The 22,634-nt window shown below is 43.0% G+C and carries 18 protein-coding genes; 7 read left to right on the forward strand and 11 right to left on the reverse strand.

Annotated features, from left to right (window positions below; genetic code table 11):
* From dmpG to HKX39_RS10125, 7 genes are all read right to left on the reverse strand, one after another.
* Nucleotides 1–641: 4-hydroxy-2-oxovalerate aldolase (gene dmpG, locus HKX39_RS10095; RefSeq protein ID WP_171681204.1), on the reverse strand; the 641-nt coding region annotated here is incomplete at its 3' end.
* 2 nt (nucleotides 642–643) lie between these two features.
* A complete protein-coding gene (locus tag HKX39_RS10100) occupies nucleotides 644–1,588 on the reverse strand; it encodes an acetaldehyde dehydrogenase (acetylating) (RefSeq protein WP_171681205.1) in 945 nt (314 codons plus the stop codon).
* A gap of 17 nt (nucleotides 1,589–1,605) precedes the next feature.
* The gene (locus tag HKX39_RS10105) at nucleotides 1,606–2,406 is read right to left on the reverse strand and encodes a 2-keto-4-pentenoate hydratase (RefSeq protein ID WP_171681206.1); all 801 of its coding nucleotides are present in this window, start codon (nucleotides 2,404–2,406) and stop codon (nucleotides 1,606–1,608) included.
* 11 nt (nucleotides 2,407–2,417) lie between these two features.
* Nucleotides 2,418–3,905, reverse strand: a complete 1,488-nt coding sequence (locus HKX39_RS10110) for a 2-hydroxymuconic semialdehyde dehydrogenase (protein WP_171681207.1) — start codon at nucleotides 3,903–3,905, stop codon at nucleotides 2,418–2,420.
* Between the two features lie 115 nt (nucleotides 3,906–4,020).
* On the reverse strand, nucleotides 4,021–4,953 hold the full coding sequence (locus HKX39_RS10115) for a LysR substrate-binding domain-containing protein (protein WP_171681208.1): 933 nt from the start codon (nucleotides 4,951–4,953) through the stop codon (nucleotides 4,021–4,023).
* 109 nt (nucleotides 4,954–5,062) lie between these two features.
* Nucleotides 5,063–6,529 carry a glutamate synthase subunit beta gene (locus tag HKX39_RS10120; RefSeq protein ID WP_171681209.1) on the reverse strand — a complete coding sequence of 489 codons (1,467 nt, stop codon included), beginning with the start codon at nucleotides 6,527–6,529 and terminating at the stop codon, nucleotides 5,063–5,065.
* Between the two features lie 20 nt (nucleotides 6,530–6,549).
* Nucleotides 6,550–11,190 (reverse strand): glutamate synthase-related protein, encoded by a 4,641-nt coding sequence (locus HKX39_RS10125; protein WP_246226180.1) that lies wholly within the window; start codon nucleotides 11,188–11,190, stop codon nucleotides 6,550–6,552.
* Between the two features lie 470 nt (nucleotides 11,191–11,660).
* Here HKX39_RS10125 and dbpA point away from each other — a divergent pair, with 470 nt between their 5' ends.
* A complete protein-coding gene (gene dbpA / locus HKX39_RS10130; protein WP_171681211.1) occupies nucleotides 11,661–13,025 on the forward strand; it encodes an ATP-dependent RNA helicase DbpA in 1,365 nt (454 codons plus the stop codon).
* 387 nt (nucleotides 13,026–13,412) lie between these two features.
* Here dbpA and HKX39_RS10135 read toward each other — a convergent pair whose 3' ends face one another.
* Both HKX39_RS10135 and HKX39_RS10140 read right to left on the reverse strand, forming a co-directional pair.
* Complete coding sequence (locus HKX39_RS10135; protein WP_171681212.1) at nucleotides 13,413–14,261, reverse strand: lysophospholipid acyltransferase family protein; 849 nt, start codon at nucleotides 14,259–14,261, stop codon at nucleotides 13,413–13,415.
* On the reverse strand, nucleotides 14,262–14,948 hold the full coding sequence (locus HKX39_RS10140; RefSeq protein ID WP_171681213.1) for a hypothetical protein: 687 nt from the start codon (nucleotides 14,946–14,948) through the stop codon (nucleotides 14,262–14,264).
* Nucleotides 14,949–15,183: 235 nt separating this feature from the next.
* Between HKX39_RS10140 and rpoH the strand changes: the two genes are divergently transcribed.
* On the forward strand, nucleotides 15,184–16,071 hold the full coding sequence (gene rpoH / locus HKX39_RS10145) for an RNA polymerase sigma factor RpoH (protein ID WP_171681214.1): 888 nt from the start codon (nucleotides 15,184–15,186) through the stop codon (nucleotides 16,069–16,071).
* Between the two features lie 26 nt (nucleotides 16,072–16,097).
* Here the strand turns inward: rpoH and HKX39_RS10150 are convergent, their stop codons facing one another.
* Nucleotides 16,098–16,673, reverse strand: a complete 576-nt coding sequence (locus HKX39_RS10150; protein WP_171681215.1) for an SCO family protein — start codon at nucleotides 16,671–16,673, stop codon at nucleotides 16,098–16,100.
* Nucleotides 16,674–16,720: 47 nt separating this feature from the next.
* Here HKX39_RS10150 and HKX39_RS10155 point away from each other — a divergent pair, with 47 nt between their 5' ends.
* The 4 genes from HKX39_RS10155 to HKX39_RS10170 are packed head-to-tail and all read left to right on the forward strand — an operon-like array spanning nucleotide 16,721 to nucleotide 20,959.
* A complete protein-coding gene (locus HKX39_RS10155) occupies nucleotides 16,721–17,554 on the forward strand; it encodes an NUDIX domain-containing protein (protein ID WP_171681216.1) in 834 nt (277 codons plus the stop codon).
* Nucleotides 17,555–17,559: 5 nt separating this feature from the next.
* Nucleotides 17,560–18,072: a PhaM family polyhydroxyalkanoate granule multifunctional regulatory protein gene (locus HKX39_RS10160; RefSeq protein ID WP_171681217.1), complete on the forward strand. Its 513-nt coding sequence runs from the start codon at nucleotides 17,560–17,562 to the stop codon at nucleotides 18,070–18,072.
* A gap of 60 nt (nucleotides 18,073–18,132) precedes the next feature.
* Nucleotides 18,133–19,509 carry a bifunctional UDP-N-acetylglucosamine diphosphorylase/glucosamine-1-phosphate N-acetyltransferase GlmU gene (gene glmU, locus HKX39_RS10165; protein WP_171681218.1) on the forward strand — a complete coding sequence of 459 codons (1,377 nt, stop codon included), beginning with the start codon at nucleotides 18,133–18,135 and terminating at the stop codon, nucleotides 19,507–19,509.
* A 40-nt stretch (nucleotides 19,510–19,549) separates the two neighbouring features.
* Entirely contained in the window at nucleotides 19,550–20,959 is a 1,410-nt protein-coding gene (locus HKX39_RS10170) for an MFS transporter (protein WP_171681219.1), read from the forward strand.
* A gap of 104 nt (nucleotides 20,960–21,063) precedes the next feature.
* Here HKX39_RS10170 and lipA read toward each other — a convergent pair whose 3' ends face one another.
* On the reverse strand, nucleotides 21,064–22,047 hold the full coding sequence (gene lipA, locus HKX39_RS10175; protein WP_171681220.1) for a lipoyl synthase: 984 nt from the start codon (nucleotides 22,045–22,047) through the stop codon (nucleotides 21,064–21,066).
* 250 nt (nucleotides 22,048–22,297) lie between these two features.
* On the opposite strand from lipA, the gene cutA reads away from it, so the two are divergent.
* Entirely contained in the window at nucleotides 22,298–22,633 is a 336-nt protein-coding gene (gene cutA, locus HKX39_RS10180; RefSeq protein ID WP_171681221.1) for a divalent-cation tolerance protein CutA, read from the forward strand.
* Nucleotide 22,634 lies beyond the last annotated feature (1 nt).

The following is a 22,634-nucleotide window of genomic DNA, read 5'->3' on the forward strand; positions in this document are numbered from 1 at the left end:
ACTAAACTATTGGCAACTCCTAGACTTAAATTGTGATGTGCGTGAATACCAATCTGTGTTTCTGGTTTTAACACTTCTCTAAACGCTTTAACGCGATCGGCAATATCATACATATTCATGGCACCGCCTGAATCCACGACATAGACCGTTTCCGCACCATAGCTTTCCATCTTCTTAGCTTCTTGAGCAAGTTTCTCTGGAGAGTTCATGTGACTCATCATTAAAAAACCTACCGTATCCATACCTAATTTACGTGCATATTCAATATGCTGCTTAGAGACATCCGCTTCGGTTGAATGCGTCGCTACTCGCACGACGCGAGCACCTGCATTATACGCTTCATGCAAATCCTCAATCGTACCAATCCCCGGTAAAATTAAGGTGGCAATCTTAGCGCGTTTCACCACACTCGCTACAGCCTCAATCCACTCTAAATCGGTATGTGCACCAAAACCATAGTTAAAGCTTGAACCTTTCAAACCATCACCATGCGCTACCTCAATACTATCTACACCTGCAGCATCTAATGCCGCAGCAATTTGCTTGGCTTGCTCAATTGAGTATTGGTGACGAATAGCATGCATACCATCACGTAAGGTTACATCTGAAATATAAATTTTTTTATCTTTAGAAAAGCTCATGATTACACCTCACCTGCCACTAATTTTTCTGCCAACTGCTCTGCTACCTTCATACCTGCACTCGTCATAATATCTAAATTGCCGGCATACTCTGGTAAATAGAATCCCGCCCCAGTCACTTCAAGAAAAACGGATACCTTTTTAACCTCTTGTGAATCCGTACCTGGAATAAGTCCTGGCTTAGCCAAGCGGATATTCTCAAACTGTGGTTCTTGCTTTAATACATAACCCGGTACATATTTTTGAACCTCTTTCACCATGTTCTTAATAGAGGCCGCAATCGCTGCTTCATCCGCCTCTTGGGACACACAGCAATACACCGTATCACGCATCACCAAGGGTGGCTCCGCAGGGTTTAAAATAATAATTGCTTTACCATTTTTAGCACCGCCCACCTGGACAATCGCTTTAGAGGTTGTTTCGGTAAATTCATCAATATTCGCTCGCGTACCAGGACCCGCAGACTTGCTCGAAATAGAGGCAATAATTTCTGCGTAATACACTTCTGTACATTGTGATACGGCATTGACCATCGGAATCGTCGCTTGTCCACCACACGTCACCATATTAATATTCGGTGCATCTAAATGCGCCTGCATATTGACAACAGGTACAACATAAGGACCAATCGCTGCTGGCGTTAAATCAACCACCTTAATACCATAACTCTGTAATACCTCATTATGCTTATGATGAGCGCCTGCACTCGTCGCATCAAACACAATCTTGATATCTTTAAAGACATCCAATTTCACTAAACCATCGATCCCTTCTGCTGTCGTTGCAATGCCTCGTTTACGTGCACGCTCCAACCCCTCTGAAGCCGGATCAATCCCAACCAAGGCCAATAACTCTAAACTCTCTGACTGACGTAAAATCTTATACATCAAGTCACATCCAATATTTCCTGAACCAATAATGGCTACACCAACTTTTTGTGTACTCATTGTTATTTACTCCTCGCTTAGTTGGTAATTAAAGTAACTGAACCAAGACCCTCAATATGCGCAGACAATGCGTCTTGACGAGCTAATGGCACCATAGGGCCTAATGCACCGGTCAGCAATAAATCACCAGCTTTTAGGGGGGTACCCATTTTCACCATCATATCGGCTAACCATACAGCCGCATTAAGAGGATTTCCTAGACAATTAACACCGGCGCCTACGGACACTTGCTCCCCTTTTCGCTCCATATACATACCGCAGCGTGACAATTCTAATTTTGATAAGGCAACAGGAGTTGAACCCAATACAAAACCCGCAGATGACGCATTATCAGCGACTGTATCTAATAAAGAAATCTTCCAATCTTTGATTCGACTATCCACGATTTCAATCGCCGCTAAAGCATAATCCGTTGCACTGATAATATCGGCTAAGGTGTGTTTTTCATTATTCAAATCTTTTTTCAACACCAAGGCAATTTCTGCTTCGGCTTTTGGCTGAATCCATTGAGCGCTGTTAATTTCCTCAAACGTGCCATATGCCATATCATCAAAAAGCGTACCGTAGTCCGGTGAATCCACGCCTAACTGTTTTTGAACAGCCAGTGATGTCAGACCAATTTTACGTCCAACAATACGACGTCCTAATTGACTCTTTGTCTCAACATTTTTTTGCTGAATTTGGTAAGCAAGTTCAATGGCTGATAATTGACCCGCCAATCCTTTAATTTCTTCAGCAATAGGGTTTATCGCCTGACGACTTTGCTCTGCTTCTTGCAAACGTTGAGCAATTGAGACAACGCTATTATTTTGACTCATCAACTATCTCCTTAAAGACGAATACTGATATTGGTAGGTTCGCTGTAAAATTCCATAGAGTAAGTCCCTCCTTCACGACCAATACCTGATAATTTATTGCCACCAAAAGGTGTTCTCAAATCTCTAGCAAACCAGTGATTTACCCACACAATGCCTGCATTAATTTTGGGTGCTACTCTATGCGCACGCGATAGGTTAGTTGTCCATAAAACGCCTGCTAAACCATAATCTGTATTGTTAGCTCGCTGAATCACTTCTTCTTCTGTATCAAAAGGAGCAATATGGCAAACCGGCCCAAACACCTCCTCTGTCACGCAACGCGCATCATCAGGTAACCCTACCCAAATTGTTGGCTGAATATAAGCCCCCTGATCTCGCTCATCGCCAAAGGTAGGAACTCCACCACCTGTCACAACTTGAGCACCCTCTTCAACCGCCAATTTAAAATAAGACAATACCTTCTCACGATGACCATGAGAAATTAAAGGCCCCATAAAGGTCTTTTCATCTTCGGACCAACCAATTTGCAACTGTTCGGTTTTTTCTTTAATGGCTTTCACAAACTTATCAAAGATACTGCGTTGTACATATACACGTTCAGTACAGAGACATACCTGACCTGAATTCGTAAAGCTTGAACGAATAATTCCTTCTACTGCTTTATCAAAATCAGCATCTTCAAAAACAATACCGGCATTTTTACCACCTAGCTCAAACGAAACAGGTTTCACCTCTGAGGCAACTGTCTTCATAATAGAAGCACCCGTACCAGATTCACCTGTAAAAGTGACGGCATCAATATCTTTATGCTGAGTCAGCCACTCTCCCGTCGAATCACGACCAAAGCCATGGAGTACATTGAAGACACCCGCAGGAACGCCCGCTTCTTGAAATGCTTCTGCTAATAAAGTTGCCGAGGACGGTGTTTCTTCTGAAGGTTTACAAATAATCGTATTCCCTGCCATCAGCGCAGGAGCCGCTTTCCAAGTAATCGATAAAAGTGGCAAGTTCCAAGGCGAAATACTAACGATAACGCCTAGTGGTTTTCTTTTAATAATATTGAGTAATTGTGAACCATCAGCTAAATGACTTTCAAAACATTCTGTTTTTGAGTATTCGTGTTTGAAAATTTCAGCAAATGTACGAAGATTATGGATGCCACGATAAACATCTAGTTTTTTTGCTTGCTCAACAGGGCGCCCAGTATCCAATACTTCTGCCGCAATAAAATCATCAAACCGTCGTTCAATGATATCCGCTACTTTAAGAAGATAATCCGCTCTTTGCTCTACTGTTGTCTCACCCCAAATACCATTAAATGCTTGTCGAGCTGATTGCACGGTTGCATCCACCAATGCTTTATCAGCCTCACAAATACGGGAAAGAACTTTGCCAGTCACAGGACTGATATTATCAAAGGTCTTACTCGTTTCAACAAAAGCACCATTACTGTAATTCTTGGTAATGTGTAAAGAGCTCGGTAAAGCTAATGTATTCATGGTCTCTTTTTCCTAAAACTGTTGAAATGACAATTTCATTATAGGAAAGCGACCTAGTTTAGGCTAATCGTAAAATTCGAGTTGGCTATAGCATTTTGTTATATTGGGGAAAACACTAAGGTTGGGTATTTTCGTGTAATAAGTCGATAAATCGCTGACAGGCAGGCGTTAGCAGACGATTCCTCGCTATGCTGTAACCCACTTTACCACAGGTGGTGCTTGTTGATGATTGTCTAAGCTCCACCAATATCCCTAACTGCACAAAACGATCCACCACGGTCTTTGGTGTTAGCAACACGGCATTAGACTCCAATAGGACAGTTAAGTTGGTGAGGACGGACAGCGACTCAATCCCTTGCTTTGGCACTTCAATGCCTTGATTAAGCAAAAAAGCCTGCGCTGCTTGACCCGCTGTACTCGAAAGCGGAGGAATAATCCAAGTAATACCCTCAGCACGCAGCCACTCATCCACATCACCAGAAAAAGCAATGGGATTCTGACGACCCACCACAACACTTAAGGTTTCATCATACAGCTCGATATGCTCTAAGTTCTCTTCTGCTTGTGTAGGCAATAGCCCCAGCATAATATCTAAAGTGCCATTTATCAGTTCAGGGAATAGCGTATCGTTGGTTCCCACTTTGACACTGACGGCCACATTGGGTGCTAATTGTTTTAGTCGAATAATGGCTTTAGGTAAAAACTCAGCAGAAGCAGATAGCATATTGCCAACAGTAACTTTACCCGAGATACCCATTTGCCAAGTATTCAAATCATCCACCAAATGGTGCAAATTACTTTGTAACTCATTACAATGTTTATTTAACATCAAGGAAAAATCTGTTGGTGTCATTCCTTGGCTTGTGCGAATAAACAAGGGTTGCTCAAAATATTCTTCTAAATCATGGATAACCTTACTAATGGCAGGCTGGCTAATATGTAATGATCGAGAAGCTGCGAGAATTGAACCTTGTTTATAAACTTCAGACAAAATCTGCAAATGAAAAAGACGAATACGTTTTGATAAACTCGCAAAAGAAAACTGCATATGAAGCACCTCTGTATTAACTTCGCCTATCCTACCTTATTGCCAAAAAAATACAAGCCTAGCAATATACTAGGCTTGTATCGATATGTCGCAATAAAGGTAATAAACCCTATCGTGGCAATAAGCTACTTCCCATTAAGAATTCATCAACGGCTCTTGCACATTGACGTCCTTCACGGATAGCCCACACCACTAAAGATTGACCACGACGCATATCACCTGCGGCAAATACTTTAGGGACAGAGGTTTGATAATTGTCTGTGTTGGCTTTTACATTGCCACGCACGTCTTTTTCGACACCAGCCGCATTTAATACCGCCTCTACAGGATGAACAAAGCCCATCGCTAAGAACACTAAATCAGCTTTGATTTCAAATTCAGAACCTGCAATTTCTTGCATTTTCATTTGACCCGTAGCTTCATCTTTTACCCACTCTACACGAGCCGCAATAATTTTTTGAAGCTTACCTTTCTTACCTTCAAAAGCTTTGGTCACAATCGCCCAATCACGCTCACAACCCTCTTCATGCGAAGACGATGTGCGTAGTTTAGCTGGCCAATATGGCCAAGTAAGCTCTTTGTTTTCTTGCTCTGGTAACTTTGGCATCAATTCAATCTGAATGACCGATGCAGCGCCTTGACGATTACTCGTCCCCACGCAGTCTGAACCGGTATCACCACCACCAATGACCACCACATGCTTGTCTTTGGCATTGATTTTGTCTTTGATACGGTCGCCTGCGTTCTCGCGATTTTGTTGTGTCAAAAACTCCATCGCAAAGTGAACACCACTAAGTTCGCGACCAGGAACAGGTAAATCACGCGGTGTTTCTGAGCCACCTGACATCACGATGGCATCATATTGTGCGTTTAACTCGTCAAACGTCACGATACTAAGACCGTCTTCCACTTTATCTGTTTTATTGCCGATATAGGTCGATGTACGGAACTCAACACCCTCCGCTTCCATTTGAAGGATACGACGATCAATTAAGCTTTTATCTAATTTAAAGTCAGGAATACCGTAGCGTAATAAACCACCGATACGATTATTCTTCTCAAAGAGCGTCACGCTATGCCCCGCACGAGCAAGTTGCTGTGATGCAGCCAACCCAGCAGGACCTGAACCAATCACGGCCACTTTCTTACCAGTCCGACGGCTAGGGGCTTGTGGCACAACCCAACCTTCTTCCCAGCCTTTATCAATAATGGCATGCTCAATCGATTTAATCCCTACCGCATCGTTGTTAATATTCAATGTACAGGCTGCCTCACAAGGTGCCGGGCAGATACGACCTGTAAACTCAGGGAAGTTATTAGTCGACTGCAATGTACGTAGTGCTTTTTCCCATTGCTGCTTGTACACTAAATCATTAAAGTCAGGAATGATGTTATTGACTGGGCAACCATTATTACAAAATGGAATGCCACAATCCATACAGCGTGCACCTTGTTGTTGTGCTTGCTTATCATCTAAAGTCAGCACAAACTCCTTATAATGCTTAAGGCGTGCCGCAGGTGCTTCGTATGTTTCTGAAACACGTTCAAATTCTAAAAAACCTGTAATTTTACCCATGATACATTTTCCTTAAGGCATTATTTTGAAGCTTGTTTAGCTTGCCAAAGTTCGACTAAGGCACGACGATAATCGTTTGGAATCACTTTCACAAATTGCTTACGTGCTTTATCCCAGTCCTCAAGTAGTTCAGCCGCTCGCTTACTACCTGTGTGACGATGATGATCTTCCACAAGACGACGTAAGATTGTTTCGTCTGTCTCACGCTCACCACCACGAACGACTGAATGCCATTGTTCAATCTGACCACGTTTGGCTTGATCAGCGTGTGCTTCCACACCCTCTAGCGATACCATGCTAGTATTGCAACGTTTTTCGAAATCGCCTTCTGGATCCCAAACATAAGCGACACCACCCGACATCCCTGCAGCGAAGTTACGACCTGTTTTACCCAATACAACGACTGTACCACCGGTCATATACTCACAACCATGATCACCAGTACCTTCAACAACAGCAGACGCTCCTGAGTTACGTACCGCAAAACGCTCACCAGCCACACCATTAAAGAAGGCCTCGCCCGATAATGCACCATAAAGGACAGTATTACCCGCAATAATATGCTCTGGGCTATGACCACGAAAATCATTTGGTTGACGAATAATAATACGACCACCGGATAAACCTTTACCTACATAGTCATTACCTTCACCAACAAGCTCAAAAGTAATACCATGTGCTAAGAAAGCGGCATAACTTTGACCTGCTGTACCATTAAACTGGATATGAATTGTGTCTTCAGGTAATCCTTCGTGACCATATTTATGTGCCACCACTCCTGATAACATCGCACCAACCGTACGGTTACGGTTACGAACCGGTTGAATGAAAGAAACTTTTTCACCGCGCTCAATCGCCGCTTTACTACGCTCAATTAATTGATTGTCTAATGCAGCAGCTAAACCATGGTCTTGCTCTTCAGTATGGTAACGACCAGTATCTGTATCTGGAGAGTGGAATAGGCGAGCAAAGTCTAGACCCTTAGCTTTCCAATGATCAATGCCTGCACGCATATCGAGTAAGTCAGTACGTCCTACTAAATCATCAAATTTACTAATACCGAGCTGTGCCATAATCTCACGAACTTCTTCTGCTACAAAGAAGAAGTAATTCACCACATGTTCTGGTTTACCAGCGAATTTTGCACGTAATACAGGGTCTTGTGTCGCCACACCTACTGGGCAGGTATTGAGATGACACTTACGCATCATGATACAACCCTCAACCACTAGCGGTGCTGTCGCAAAACCAAATTCATCTGCACCCAATAAAGCACCGATAACCACGTCACGACCCGTTTTCATTTGACCGTCGGCTTGTAAACGAACTCGGCTACGTAAACGGTTAAGCACCAAGGTTTGTTGTGCCTCAGATAAACCTAGCTCCCAAGGTGTACCTGCATGCTTAATCGAAGAAACAGGAGAGGCACCCGTACCACCGTCATGACCAGCGATAACAATATGGTCAGATTTCGCTTTTGCTACACCAGCAGCTACGGTACCCACACCGACTTCCGATACTAATTTAGTCGAAATCGATGCACGAGGATTCACATTTTTCAAGTCGTGAATAAGCTGTGCTAAATCCTCAATCGAATAAATATCATGATGAGGAGGTGGAGAAATAAGACCTACACCCGGCACTGAATAACGTAGTTTGGCAATGTACTCAGAAACTTTATGACCTGGTAATTGACCTCCCTCACCCGGTTTAGCGCCTTGAGCCATCTTAATTTGAATTTGATCAGCACTACTTAAGTACTCAGCACTCACACCAAAACGACCTGATGCCACTTGCTTAATCTTAGAGCGTAAAGAGTCCCCATTTTGAAGTGCCACATCCGCAGCAATACGGTCGCTACCAAGAACAGAGGCTAAGCTATCACCTTTCTTAATACCACTAGAACCCGTACGAATCTCTTGGCGATAACGTAATTCATCTTCACCACCCTCACCTGTATTAGATTTGCCACCAATACGGTTCATCGCAACAGCCAATACCGCATGCGCCTCAGTAGAGATAGAACCTAAAGACATCGCCCCTGTTGCAAAGCGTTTAACAATTTCTTTGGCTGGCTCAACTTGCTCTAACGGAATGGCTTTAGCTGGATCTACTTTAAACTCAAACAAACCTCGTAAAGTCATATGACGTTTTGATTGATCATTAATCAACTGTGCATATTCTTTATACGTGTTGTAGTTATTTGATCGTGTAGAGTGCTGTAATTTAGCAATCGAATCCGGTGTCCACATATGTTGTTCACCACGGATACGGAATGCATAATCACCACCTGCGTCTAAATTGTCCGCAAGTACAGGGTCATTACTAAACGCCGCTTTATGGGCACGAATGGCCTCTTCGGCAACTTCAAAGATACCTAAACCCTCAATATTGCTTGGTGTACCAGTGAAATATTTCTGTACTAAAGCCTTTTGTAAACCAACCGCTTCAAAAATCTGTGCACCCGTATATGACATATAGGTAGAGATACCCATTTTTGACATCACTTTATTTAAGCCTTTACCAATCGCTTTGATAAAGTTATAAGCTGCGGCACCTTTATCCTTAATCGTGTCTAGGCTATTAATGGTTTCAAACACAAGATAAGGGTGAATTGCTTCTGCTCCGTAACCACCCAATAGGGCAAAGTGATGAACCTCGCGTGCAGAACCTGTTTCCACCACAAGACCTGTATTCGTACGTAAACCTGAACGGATAAGATGTTGGTGAATTGCTGAAGTGGCTAATAATGCAGGGATAGCCACATGCTCAGCATCAACACGACGATCCGTTAAAATCAGAATATTATTACCACTCTTAACAGCGTCCACCGCACGTGCACATAGCGAAGCTACACTCGCCTCAATACCTTCTACACCCCAACTTACCGGATAAGTAAGATCCAACTCAAAACTACGGAATTTATTGTCAGTATAACGCTCAATCTCACGTAAACGACGCATACCCTCTACATCAAGGATAGGTTGGCTAACCTCAATACGTTGTGGAGGATTGACGTTATTGATATCCAATAAGTTTGGTTTTGGACCAATAAACGATACTAAAGACATCACCAATTGCTCACGAATCGGGTCGATTGGAGGATTGGTTACCTGTGCAAACAACTGACGGAAGTAGTTATAGAATGGTTTTGTCTTATTGGATAAAACAGCCACAGGCGCATCATTACCCATAGAACCAATAGCTTCTTCACCTGTTTGGAACATAGGGTCTAAGACCACTTTAATATCTTCTTGTGTCCATGCAAAGGCTTGCTGACGATCCAATAGAGAAGCCGTTGAATTAAAACTAGGTAAAGGCTTGCTATCAGCAGGTGCCTCAAGCTCTTCTAACTTGACTCGTAAGCGTTTTAACCATTGGCTATATGGACGGCTATTGGCTAATTGATTTTTAATTTCTTCGTCACTAATGATACGACCTTGCTCAAGATCAATGAGTAACATCTTGCCCGGTTGTAAACGCCATTTTTTGACGATACGGCTTTCTGGGACGGTTAGTGTGCCTGCCTCTGAGGCAAGAATAACCATATCATCATCAGTCACAACATAACGTGCTGGACGCAAACCATTACGATCTAATGTCGCACCAATCTGACGACCATCCGTAAACGCTACTGCGGCAGGACCATCCCATGGTTCTAATTTAGCCGCATTGTACTCATAGAATGCACGACGATTTTCATCCATATAAGTGTGTTGTTCCCACGCTTCGGGAATCATCATCATCATCGCATGGGCAAGCGAATAACCTGCATTAACCATTAACTCTAAACAGTTATCAAACGTTGCGGTATCTGATTGACCTTCGTAGACAATAGGATATAACTTGGCTAAATCATCACCTAATACGGGTGACTCCATCATGCCCTCACGCGCACGCAACCAGTTAAAGTTACCTTTTACCGTATTAATCTCACCATTATGAGCGATTAAACGATAGGGGTGTGCTAATGGCCACGCTGGAAATGTATTGGTAGAGAAACGTTGGTGAACCAATGCTAACGCTGATACTGCTCGAGGATCTTCTAAATCCTTATAGTATTGACCTACTTGATCAGCAAGTAATAAGCCTTTATAAACCACGGTACGTACAGACGCTGACGGTACATAGTATTCCTTACTATGCGCTAAGTTCATATTTTGAATGGCATGACTTGCTGTCTTACGGATAACGTAGAGTTTACGCTCTAAAGCGTCAGGAACCATCACATCAGGACCACGTCCAATAAACAATTGACGGATGACTGGTTCTACTTCACGTACGGTGGGTGACATTTCCATATCACGATTAACAGGAACATCACGCCAGCCTAATAAAACTTGACCTTCATCACGTACAGAACGCTCTAGTTCGCGCTCACAAGCCAAACGAGACGCCATTTCTTTAGGCAAAAAGACCATCACGACGCCATACTCACCTTCTGGTGGTAGCGTTACGCCTTGTTTTGCCATCTCTTCACGGTATAAGGCATCAGGAATTTGGATAAGAATGCCTGCACCATCGCCCATTAATTTATCCGCACCCACCGCACCACGGTGATCTAAGTTTTCAAGGATTTTTAAACCTTGCTGGATAATAGTGTGACTTTTTTTCCCTTTGATATTGGCAACAAAACCTACACCACAAGCGTCATGCTCCATCTCTTTGTTATAGAGACCTTGGTTTTCAGGTTGTAGCTGGATAGCAGGCTTAGCCTGCGTTGTACAGGTAGAGCGATGACCGATAGCAGAAGCATCAATCACGATTTCTTTTGATAATTGAACTGGCTTGCGCATAACTATTTTCCTAAAAAATGGCAAGAATACTTTTGAACGATTTAAGGATAATGTGATTTATGGTATTGCGCAACAAAAATAAATAGGGACTGTCCATATTTATTTTAAAATTGCATTTTTTATTTAAAAATGGGGACATACCAATATAAATGCCTATTTTTAAGCCTATATCGATAAGCCATGAATTAATCACCTATATTTTTTAATCATTCTCTTTAAGCACTTTGGCTTTATTTACACTGACTCTATCCCTACATCCACAAACAACACCGCCTCAAACAATACTGTCGGTGTATAATGGCTAGTCACTAGATAAACCACAACGCAAGTCCAAAATGAATTTTTCCTCTCTACCGCTCAGCCCTGCCCAATTGCATAATCTACAAGAACTAGGCTATACAGAAATGCGCCCCATCCAAGCACAAAGCCTACCAGCTATCCTGGAAGGCAAAGATGTACGCGGACAAGCCGAAACAGGTAGCGGAAAAACATTAGCATTTGGTTTGGGGATTGTGCAAAAAATCAATCCCGCTTTTTTTGGTGCACAAGGCATTGTGCTTTGCCCTACGCGTGAATTGGCAGACCAAGTTGCCCAACAAATTCGCAAACTTGCCAGAGCACTCTCTAACATTAAAGTACTCACACTCTGTGGGGGTAGTGCTCTTCGCCCGCAAATCGAATCACTCAAACATGGTGCCCATATTATTGTCGGCACCCCCGGTCGAGTACTAGACTTAGTCCGCGGTCAACATCTCGACCTCAACCATATCAAAGTCTTTGTTCTGGATGAGGCTGATCGTATGATGGACATGGGCTTTTTTGAAGATATTGGTGAAATCTCACAAGCGACCCCCCTACGTAAACAGACGCTTTTCTTTTCTGCTACTTATCCTGAGCATATTCTCAAAATGAGCGAAGGCTTTCAGCGCAACCCCGTTGTCGTTGAAACAAGCCCCGAGGCTGTCAATCATAATCTAGACCACCTCTTTTTCAAGACTAGCGCTGACACTCGTTTTGCCGATTGTGCGCTCTTATTGAAGCATTATCGCCCTACCTCTACATTGGCTTTTTGCAATACCAAAATTCAATGCGAGGAGCTTGCCGACTATCTAGAGGAGCAAGGAATCAAAAGCCTCGTATTACATGGGGATATGGAACAGCGCGACCGTGAAGATGTCCTTGTCCAGTTTATTAATCGTTCTTGCTCCGTACTCGTGGCAACCGATGTCGCTGCTCGCGGTCTCGATATTGAAAGTTTAGACGCCATTATTAATGTAGAGCTAACACCAAATGTCGCCACTCACATCCATCGTATTGGTCGCACAGGACGTAAAGAAGCCAAAGGTTTAGCACTTAATCTCGTTACCGACAAAGAGATGTATCGTGCCGAGCGTATTGAAAAGAACATTGACTTAGCCCTAGAATGGCTAGAACTACCTAACAATAGCAGGCAAAAACCTCTCATTGCTCCAATGAAAACCATCTGTATTCGTGGTGGCAAGAAAGAAAAGCTACGCCCAGGTGATATCCTCGGCACGCTCACGAAAGATTTAGGTTTACCGGGCAATGCTGTCGGCAAAATTAATATCTTTGACTTTGTCAGCTTTGTCGCCATTGACCGTAACTTAGCGGAAGATACAATTAATCGCCTGCGAAAGACAAAGATTAAAGGCAAAGAGTGGCTTATGCGGTTTATGTAGAGTACAGCGAATCTTGTTGCTATTAGCATGCCTGTCCGCCCACACTACAGACAGTTCACTCTTGCTCCGGAAAGTGCTTCGCCGTTTCCAATGTCGCTACGAGTGAATGTCTCTCCGTGTGCTCTAGTGCTCATTAGCATTGCAATGTTTATTCAAGCACTTAAGGTTTGCGGAGACGTTTCGATGCACAAAGCGAGTTAGGCGAGCGGCAGCGAGGCTCTGTTCGAGCGACTGCGCGGAATGTGTAGCAAACCTTGTTGCTATTAGCATTGGCTGTCCGAGCGAATACACAAGTTCTGTAATAGGTGATGGTAATGGAGTAACACTAACAACTGCACGCAACAAGTAGCAAACCTGATGGTTAAGTTAGCAACTAATGACAAGCGCCTATACCTTCTGCGGCATTGGTGGCGCCAACTTAGGCACTTTATAACGATTGTAGCTCCACAAATACTGCGTAGGTGCCAAACGAATCATCTCCTCTAACGCATGATTTATCGCTTGTGCTTGTTCATTTGGCGTTAACTCTGCCACCTCTGGGCCATCTTTAAACACCAGTTCCCAACCCTCTGCATGCGACAACCGAATACCCACCACCATCACAATTTTTGCCTTTGTTTGTGCTGCTAATTTTCCCGGCAATGTGATCGTATAAGCCATTCGATCAAAAAAAGTCACCCACTCACCATCTGCAGATGCCGGCACTTGATCGGGTAATAAACCAATATCCCCCCCTTGGCGTAGCACCTTTAAAAAACTACGCACACCCGAAAAATCCGCAGGTACAGACTCCATCCCGGAGTCATCACGGGCAGATTTCATCACTGGTTCAAAAAACTCACGCCTAGCTTTGCGATACATCACCGTAATAGGTTTCTGCTGAGCTAGATAACGCGCACATATCTCAAAACAGCCTAGATGAGGAGTGATAAAGATAACGCTTTGTCCCTCATTAGCCCGTAATGCTTCAAGATAGTCAGGATTCGCGACTCGAGTCTTAGCTAAACAAGCTTTGCCATTAAACCAAACCTTAGGAATCTCAGCAAACATCGCCCCAATTTGCTTGGCCGCTTCATTATGAAATTCAGCATCCGTAAAACCAGCCTGAGCCGCATTATGACGAAGACGTCGCCCATAGCGAGGCGATAATTTGTACACTAACCACCCTAAACCACGTCCTATCGCTTGTAAAAAGCCTAAGGGTAAGATACTCCAAAACTTCAATAACCACACCATTTACTTTACTTCCTTACGAGGACGACCTCTCTGGCCCGGTACGACTCGACGACTCGCCACTTCACCCATTTCTTGGATAAATTCTGCGCCACCCAAAGCCCATTGTCCCTGTAGCGCCGCCTGTATTTTATCCAACATTGTACGACTTAAGCCATCTTCGCACAGTTCTCGATAACGCGCCTGACGCTCGAATGGCGTATTTCCCAGCAGCCAATACGCCTCATGGTCGCGCATCCACGGGAAGTCCTTAAAAGAACGTCCCATATGCCAACCTGCTGATGACCATGGTAAAAGCTCAGGATTATCCACCCCTTCTTGTTGATGTAAATAAATCTCCAACCACATCATACTCGCTAACAAATAATCGCCTTTTTCAACAAGGCAAGAACGGTAACGAGAGGAAAATACCGCACCTTGTTTCAGACTAGAAGCTAAATAACGTCCCAATGCTTGAACAACCTGTGATACCGATTTTGGCTCACTCGGCGTACTCAATACATAAATACTGTCTTGGGTAATTGACCATGCATGAACCGCCAAACCATAGCGAACACTTGCCTGTTCTAGCCATTGTATCAGTTGTGGTTTTAAGGTCTGCATTTCTGGCAAAGCAATGACCTGAGGCAATAATTTTGCTTGTACTAATTGGCTAGTATTCGGAGCATAAAGACGAGCTAAACGTGCCATAAATATCTAGGTGAGCTATACACTTCAAATCGTAAAAAGGTATTATCTCTTTTTTTCAAAAAAAAGGGGACAGAATAATAGACTTGGGGGAATTTTTCCGATAAAAAGAGCGACTCAGCGACTTGTGACCCCCTGAAACAAATTCCCTATTTAGGGCAGGTTTAATGTTAGCACTCTCTTGACAAGAGTGCTAAAATAGACTTATTGTAAAATTTTATTGGAAACCAAATACACTATGACAAGTCAATCACTTGCTTTACAACCCAACATTGCGATGGCAGTTGCTAATCCGGGTGCAATGGGTACGATTGAAGCTTATATTAGCGCTGTCAACCGTATTCCGGTTCTTACACCAGAACAAGAAAAAGACCTCGCTACTAAATTACAAAAAGATGGCGACTTAGATGCTGCACGTACTTTAATTTTGTCACATCTACGCCTTGTGGTATCGATTTCTCGTCAATACCTCGGCTATGGTATTGCTCATGCAGATTTAATCCAAGAGGGTAATATCGGTTTAATGAAAGCGGTCAAGCGTTTTGACCTCTCTCATGGCGTACGTCTTGTATCCTTTGCAGTTCACTGGATTAAAGCGGAAATTAACGAATACATCATTCGTAACTGGCGTTTAGTAAAAGTGGCCACCACCAAGGCACAACGCAAACTCTTCTTTAATCTACGTAGTATGCGTCCAGATGGTCAGACACTCAATCCAGAGCAAATTCAAGGTATCGCGGAGAAACTCAATGTGCGTCCTGAAGACGTCACCGAGATGGAAGTTCGACTATCAGGCCGTGATATGGCACTTGAGGCATCTGGCGATGATGATGAGGAATTTGCACCGATTAGCTATCTATCAGATGACGGCGAGCATGAACCAGGTCATGTTCTCGCACAACGTAATCGCTATGCTTTACAAACCCAAGGTATTGCGGATGCACTAGACAGTCTTGATGATCGCTCTCGTGATATTATCCAATCACGTTGGCTACAAGAAGAAGGTGAAAGCAAAACCTTACATGAACTAGCTGCTCAGTACGGTGTTTCTGCCGAGCGCGTTCGCCAAATTGAAAATGCTGCGATTAAGAAAATGCGTAAAGTGCTAGAGGCTGCAGAAGCCTAAGTATTTTCTCCCCTAAAACGCTTTCTTTAATCATTTAACAACGTTTTAATATCACTCGCCAAGCTCTCTGGTTTAACATCACCATAATAAAAGAGCTTGGCGTTGCCTTTTTTATCCAATAAAAATAGATTGGCACTATGCTCCATCGTATAAGTACCATTTTTCAAAGGAGTTTTGCGATAAAACACCTTAAACGACGTTGCTAATTGCTTTATTTGTGCTGAGCTTCCTGTTAATCCCTCAAAATCAGCGCCAAAATTGGCCAAATACGCTTTCAGTATCTCTGGCGTATCCCGCTCAGGATCAATACTTACCAATACCACCCGTACTTGTTCTCGTTCGCCTTCATCAAGTAAAGTCAACATTTCTGATAAACTCAATAACGTTGTAGGGCATACGTCTGGACATTGCGTAAAACCAAAAAAATAAAGACTTAGCTTACCTCTCATTTGCTCTGCTGATAGCACTTGCCCTTTAGTATTGATTGCCGTCCAAGCACGACCTAACGAAGTCCCCTCAATGGAGCTGCCATGAAGTTTGGCATAGCTACTACCATTTAAACAAAGAAATAAACCTAGCCACAGTACAAACCTTTTCATCATCTCTTATTCTCGCTACAATGAACGTATTATTTTGCTTGAGTAACATTGTGAACCATCGCATTACTAAACTAAAAGAAGGCCTACTCAAAGAGATTCAACAAGCCCCTATTGCGGGTTCTCTTGCCCTATTTATTAATGGCATTCGCTCTGGTACTATTCACCCCAATAGTATCGCCTTGCTCACCAATCCTTCTCATCCCTACCCTTATTTCCAACGCTCACAGGATAGAATTGATATTCAACTACCTGAGCAATCTTTTGAACAACGTTCGAATTATTTTAACAGCCTTGCGCTACATTTACGCCAACAAGGCTTACTTCCTTACTGGCGTGATGAGCAGGTCAATCTTTGGCAAGGCACACAAGTTTTTGCTCATATAGAACGCACAGCGACACGCCCACTCGGACTATTGACCCAAGCCATTCATATGAATGCATGGACTCCCGAGGGGAAACTCTTTCTCTCATTACGTGCGCCAAGCAAACAAACCGACCCCAATAAATGGGATACCATTGCAGGAGGCTTACTCAATTCTGCCGATACACTAGAGATTGGTCTAGAACGCGAAACCTATGAAGAAGCGGGTATTCAGGCAAAAGAACTTACCCATCGCACGCCTATCCGCTCAATTCTCCACGTACAACGTCCCTTAATAGAGGGTTTTCAAAACGAAGAAGTACTAACAAGTGACTGTATTCTTGCGCCACATGTTCAGCCCCAAAATATGGACGGTGAGGTAAGCGAAATCCGTACGTTCTCTATTGAAGAAACATTAGAACTCATGGAGAATAACAGCATTACCGCAGAGGCAATGGTTGTACTATTAGACAGTATAGAGCGCAACGTTTTTACACAATTGATTCAATCCTATCCGAGGTAAAGCCAATGAGTGATAGTAAAAATATGTTTGATCAGATTTTTAATGCTGAACACTTTAAAAACCCTTTCTTTGGTAACGCTGAAGCTTTTCAAAAAGCATGGCAAGATACACTTCAAAAAAATCAAATAGGTTTTAGTCAAAGTTCAGAACAAAGTATTGAGGAACTAGACAAACGTATCAATGAATTAAAAAGCGTAGAGAACTGGTTAAGCCTTAATCTTTCTATGCTAAAAAATACCATTCAGAGTTTAGAGTTACAACGCACCAATTTACAGTCTTTACAAGAGATGATGCAAAATAATGATGCATTACAAGCAGCAGGACAACAATGGTGGAACAGCCTACAAGAGCAGTTTCAAGGCTTTTTAAAAACACAATCAGATATACTGGAACAGTCTCAAAAAAAAGCGGATACCCTAAAATCAGCTCAGAAAGACGCTCCTACAAGCTCATCAAAGATTGTAAAGAATAAGCCAGCGACTAAAGTTGCCCGTAAAACCTCACTGAAAAAAGGATAAAATGCACTTATCCTTTTTACGAATGCATTTTCAATCCACTCAGTTTTTTAAAGTATTTTTATGAAATTAAATATCGTTATTCTCGCTGCTGGTATGGGCAAGCGTATGCAGTCTGATTTACCTAAGGTACTACACCGTATCGCTGGTAAGCCTATGCTCTCTCACGTTATTGATAGCGCACGTCAGCTGCAACCCAATAAAATCATCGTTGTTGTTGGTCACGGTGCTGATACTGTCAAACACTATTTTGCTCAAGAAAATGATTTAGGCTTTGCGCTACAAATGCCTCAACACGGTACAGGTCATGCCGTACAACAAGCCGTTAATCAATTAGTCGGTGGTGAGAATCCTGAAGATATGACCTTAGTCCTTTATGGTGATGTCCCTCTTGTACAATCTCCAACCCTAACGACACTTTTAAAAACAGCCGGTACGGGTGTGGGGGTACTGACAGAAACATTAGCAGATGCCACGGGTTATGGCCGTATTGTTCGCGATAGCAAAGGTCTCGTGACTCGTATTGTCGAGCATAAAGATGCTACTGCTGAAGAACTCGCTATTAAAGAAGTCAATACCGGTATTCTTTGCGCACCTACACGCTTACTAAAAGATTGGTTAACCCGCATTGATAATAATAATGCACAAGGTGAATACTACCTCACAGATATCATTGCACTCGCTGTCAAGGACGGCATTCCCGTTAATGCCGCACAGCCAAGTGCTAACTGGGAAACGCTCGGTGTGAATAGCCGTATTCAACAAGCTCAGCTAGAGCGCTTATGGCAAGCCGAACAAGCACGTCGCCTATTAGAACAAGGTGTCACACTCGCAGATCCAAATAACTTTAATCTCCGTGGTTCATTACGCTGTGGTCGTGATGTATTTATCGATACGGGTTGCCTATTCGAAGGCGATGTTGTCTTAGCTGACGGTGTTCACATCGGCCCCAACTGCGTTTTACGTAATGTCACGCTCGGTGCCAACACCACGGTAGATGCTTTTAGCCATCTAGAACAAGCCACCGCAGAAAATAATGCAGTGATTGGTCCTTACGCACGTTTACGTCCGGGAGCATCATTAGGTGCTCATAGTCATGTAGGTAATTTCGTCGAGCTGAAAAAAACTCGCCTAGGCGCATATAGCAAAGCAAACCATCTCAGTTATCTAGGGGATGCAACCATTGGCGAAAAAGTCAATATCGGTGCAGGTACCATTACTTGTAATTATGACGGTGTTAATAAATTCCAGACCATTATCGAGGACGGTGCATTCATCGGCTCTGATAGTCAGTTAGTTGCCCCTGTGACTGTAGGCACGAATGCCACAATTGGAGCAGGTACTACCTTAACAAAAGATGCGCCAGCAGGTAAACTAACTATATCTCGTGTAAAACAATTCACTATTGAAGGTTGGCAACGCCCTGTGAAAAAATCATAAAACCGACACAAGTCGGATGTTGCCATCCGACTGATAATATATGGCAATCACAGAAAATATTAAATCAAATTTAAAGGAGACAAGGGAAGCCCACCCAGAACAAGATGGGCTTCCCACGCCACAACGCTACCTTGCAATCGCTACCCTATTGCTCATTATTGCAATCAGCGTGATTGATAGTAGCATTACCAATATTGCGCTACCCACCATTAGCAAAGACTTAAATATTGCGCCAGCTTCAGCAGTTTGGATTGTCAATGCTTATACAATTACCATTATCGCCACGCTCTTACCTTTCTCCTCCTTAGCTGAAAAAATAGGATTTAAACGTCTATTACGTATTGGTATTATCATCTTTCTGATTGGAGCAATCGGTAGCATGTTTGCCGATACGCTCTCTCATCTCATCACCACAAGGATTATTCAAGGTTTAGGTTGTTCTGCACTCATGTCTATCTTTGGGGGTTTGGTGCGTCATATTTACCCTCGCCGCCAATTAGCCTTAGGTATTAGCTTAAATGCCATGATGGTTGGTGCTTCCTCTTTATTAAGCCCTTCTTTAGGGGCATTTATTATAGGTATTGCCTCTTGGCATTGGATTTATGGATTTGCCATTCCTTTATCCATCATTACCTTTGTTATGACGACCTACGTGCCTCGTGTTAAACGTATTGATAAACGATTTGACTATCTTAGTGCTATCCTCAATGCCTTAGCACTCGGTGGTTTTATTGCCGCACTAGACCTTATCTTTAGTCAACCCATATTAAGCGGTATTTTTCTGGCGATTTCTATCCTAGCGACCTACTTCCTCTATCGTCGCTGTCTAGAACAAGACACACCTCTGGTACCATTTGACTTGCTCAAGATTGTTTCTTTCCGCGATGCCGTTATCGTATCATCAATGAGTTTTGCATGTGCATCGCTAACAATGATTTCTACACCTTTTTACTTTCAATCAGGCTTAAATATGAGTCCAACGACGGTTGGGCTACTCTTTAGTTCTTGGCCGATTGCTACGCTGATTGTCGCTCCCATTACGGCCAGACTATCGAATAAATATCCTGCCTCTATCTTGGCAGGTTTAGGCAGTCTTATGATGGCGATTAGCCTTGCTTGCCTACTCCTCTTGCCTGTAGATAGCCCAGCGATTTATTTTGGTTTCTGCCTATTTGGTGCAGGTCTTGGTTTCGGTTTTTTCCAGACTCCAAATAATAAAGCTATCTTACTTTCTGCACCACCGCACCGTGCTAGTGCTACTGGTGGTATGCAATCAACCGCACGTCTCTTTGGTCAGTGCATAGGGACAGCCTTAGTAGCCGTATGCTTTACGCTCAGTACAGAAAATGGGCATTACTACGGTATTATGCTGGCATGTATCGTGATTAGCTTAGCCAGTTTAGTTAATCTCAGCCGCTATCTCCGCAAGACGGATGTTTCTGTATTCTAATAAAAATTCTGCTCCTCAACTATTGGGCATATCCAATAATGGAGGAGCAGAATGCATCTTTTAAGACAAATAAATACCTCTGCCGATTTCGCCGACAAAGCAAATTAATGTTCAACACCCGCATTATGAGCTTGTTGATCAGCATGATACGATGAGCGTACCATCGCACCTACTGCCGCATGCGTAAAGCCCATCTTATAGGCCTCCTCTTCAAACATCTTAAAGGTATCTGGATGCACATAACGTAGAACCGGCAAATGATGATCCGAAGGCTGCAAATACTGACCAATGGTGAGCATTTCAATATTATGCTCACGCATATCACGCATCACTTGTAAGATTTCCTCATCAGTTTCGCCAAGTCCTACCATCAAGCCTGATTTAGTTGGAATATCAGGGTACATTGCCTTAAAATCTTTTAATAACTTTAAGGAATGTAGATAATCAGCACCTGGACGTGCCTGCTTATAAAGACGAGGTACTGTTTCTAAGTTATGGTTTAATACATCAGGCAAGCCTTTTGAGAAAATATCTAAGGCTTTCTCTAAACGACCACGGAAATCAGGGACAAGAACCTCAATCTTCGTCGAGGGTGAACGCTCCCGAATCTCAGTAATACAGTCCACATAATGCTGAGCACCACCGTCACGTAAATCATCACGATCAACAGAGGTAATCACCACATAGCGTAATTTCATTGCAGCAATTGACTTGGCTAGATTGCTCGGTTCATTCACATCTAAAGGATCTGGACGACCATGACCAACATCACAGAATGGGCAACGGCGAGTACACTTATCACCCATAATCATAAAGGTTGCCGTACCACCACCAAAACACTCTCCGATATTTGGGCAAGAGGCTTCCTCACAAACCGTCACCATATTATTCTCTCGGAGAATACGTTTAATATCATTAAACTTAGAATTGGGAGCAGCCGCTTTGACACGAATCCATTCAGGCTTCTTAAGCTTTTCAACTGGAATAATCTTGATGGGAATACGTGAAGTTTTCTCAAAAGATTTTTGTTTTTTAGTCGCATCATAAGCGACATCTTTATCTGCTGGAGGTAACGTCGTAGTACTCATATTCTGCTTTGCAAGGCAACTGTATTGAAATAGTAAACTCTCATTTTAACCCTGATTGCTTTCACAAGGCGAAAAACCGTATTTTTAGTAGCAGAATTTATCTCTCCAATCTCCTCAGAAAGCCTGTTTACACTTTAAATGTTTCAACTTTTTACAATCCGTTTCTATTATCATCATAAACTTGATGAATATCAGTTTCTTTCTATGCATTTCGGCTTATCATAATGGTTTTAGTTTACTAAGCGCGATTATGCAACACCAAGCTCTGATTATCCAGACGACGGCTCCCGACCTGCTGTTTGCAAAACGTCTAGCTCACATTCTCGTTGAGGATCACCTTGCCGCTTGTGTCCATATCGCACATCCGGGCTTATCGCTTTATATGTGGCAAGATAATCTCGAAGGTAGTGAAGAGCTGAGTCTGACAATTAAGACCTCTACCCATACAGCCCAAGCGTGTATGGATAAGATTCTTGAGCTTCATCCTTATGATTTGCCTGAAATAATTTGTTTGCCGATTATCGGCGGGCATGCGGATTACCTTGCTTGGATTAGCCAACAAACGCAAACTTCTACTGAGTGCTAAT

Source organism: Pelistega suis (assembly GCF_013133795.1).
GTDB lineage: Bacteria > Pseudomonadota > Gammaproteobacteria > Burkholderiales > Burkholderiaceae_B > Taylorella > Taylorella suis.

Excerpts from the sequence above, each read along its gene's own strand:
- HKX39_RS10105 (WP_171681206.1), bottom strand. The coding sequence starts at position 2,406 with ATGAGTCAAAATAATAGCGTTGTCTCAATTGCTCAACGTTTGCAAGAA.
- HKX39_RS10150 (WP_171681215.1), bottom strand. The coding sequence starts at position 16,673 with ATGATGAAAAGGTTTGTACTGTGGCTAGGTTTATTTCTTTGTTTAAAT.
- cutA (WP_171681221.1), top strand. The coding sequence starts at position 22,298 with ATGCAACACCAAGCTCTGATTATCCAGACGACGGCTCCCGACCTGCTG.
- HKX39_RS10140 (WP_171681213.1), bottom strand. The coding sequence starts at position 14,948 with ATGGCACGTTTAGCTCGTCTTTATGCTCCGAATACTAGCCAATTAGTA.
- lipA (WP_171681220.1), bottom strand. The coding sequence starts at position 22,047 with ATGAGTACTACGACGTTACCTCCAGCAGATAAAGATGTCGCTTATGAT.
- HKX39_RS10100 (WP_171681205.1), bottom strand. The coding sequence starts at position 1,588 with ATGAGTACACAAAAAGTTGGTGTAGCCATTATTGGTTCAGGAAATATT.
- glmU (WP_171681218.1), top strand. The coding sequence starts at position 18,133 with ATGAAATTAAATATCGTTATTCTCGCTGCTGGTATGGGCAAGCGTATG.
- HKX39_RS10125 (WP_246226180.1), bottom strand. The coding sequence starts at position 11,190 with ATGGAGCATGACGCTTGTGGTGTAGGTTTTGTTGCCAATATCAAAGGG.
- HKX39_RS10160 (WP_171681217.1), top strand. The coding sequence starts at position 17,560 with ATGAGTGATAGTAAAAATATGTTTGATCAGATTTTTAATGCTGAACAC.
- HKX39_RS10135 (WP_171681212.1), bottom strand. The coding sequence starts at position 14,261 with ATGGTGTGGTTATTGAAGTTTTGGAGTATCTTACCCTTAGGCTTTTTA.
- HKX39_RS10120 (WP_171681209.1), bottom strand. The coding sequence starts at position 6,529 with ATGGGTAAAATTACAGGTTTTTTAGAATTTGAACGTGTTTCAGAAACA.
- dbpA (WP_171681211.1), top strand. The coding sequence starts at position 11,661 with ATGAATTTTTCCTCTCTACCGCTCAGCCCTGCCCAATTGCATAATCTA.
- HKX39_RS10170 (WP_171681219.1), top strand. The coding sequence starts at position 19,550 with ATGGCAATCACAGAAAATATTAAATCAAATTTAAAGGAGACAAGGGAA.
- HKX39_RS10110 (WP_171681207.1), bottom strand. The coding sequence starts at position 3,905 with ATGAATACATTAGCTTTACCGAGCTCTTTACACATTACCAAGAATTAC.
- rpoH (WP_171681214.1), top strand. The coding sequence starts at position 15,184 with ATGACAAGTCAATCACTTGCTTTACAACCCAACATTGCGATGGCAGTT.
- HKX39_RS10115 (WP_171681208.1), bottom strand. The coding sequence starts at position 4,953 with ATGCAGTTTTCTTTTGCGAGTTTATCAAAACGTATTCGTCTTTTTCAT.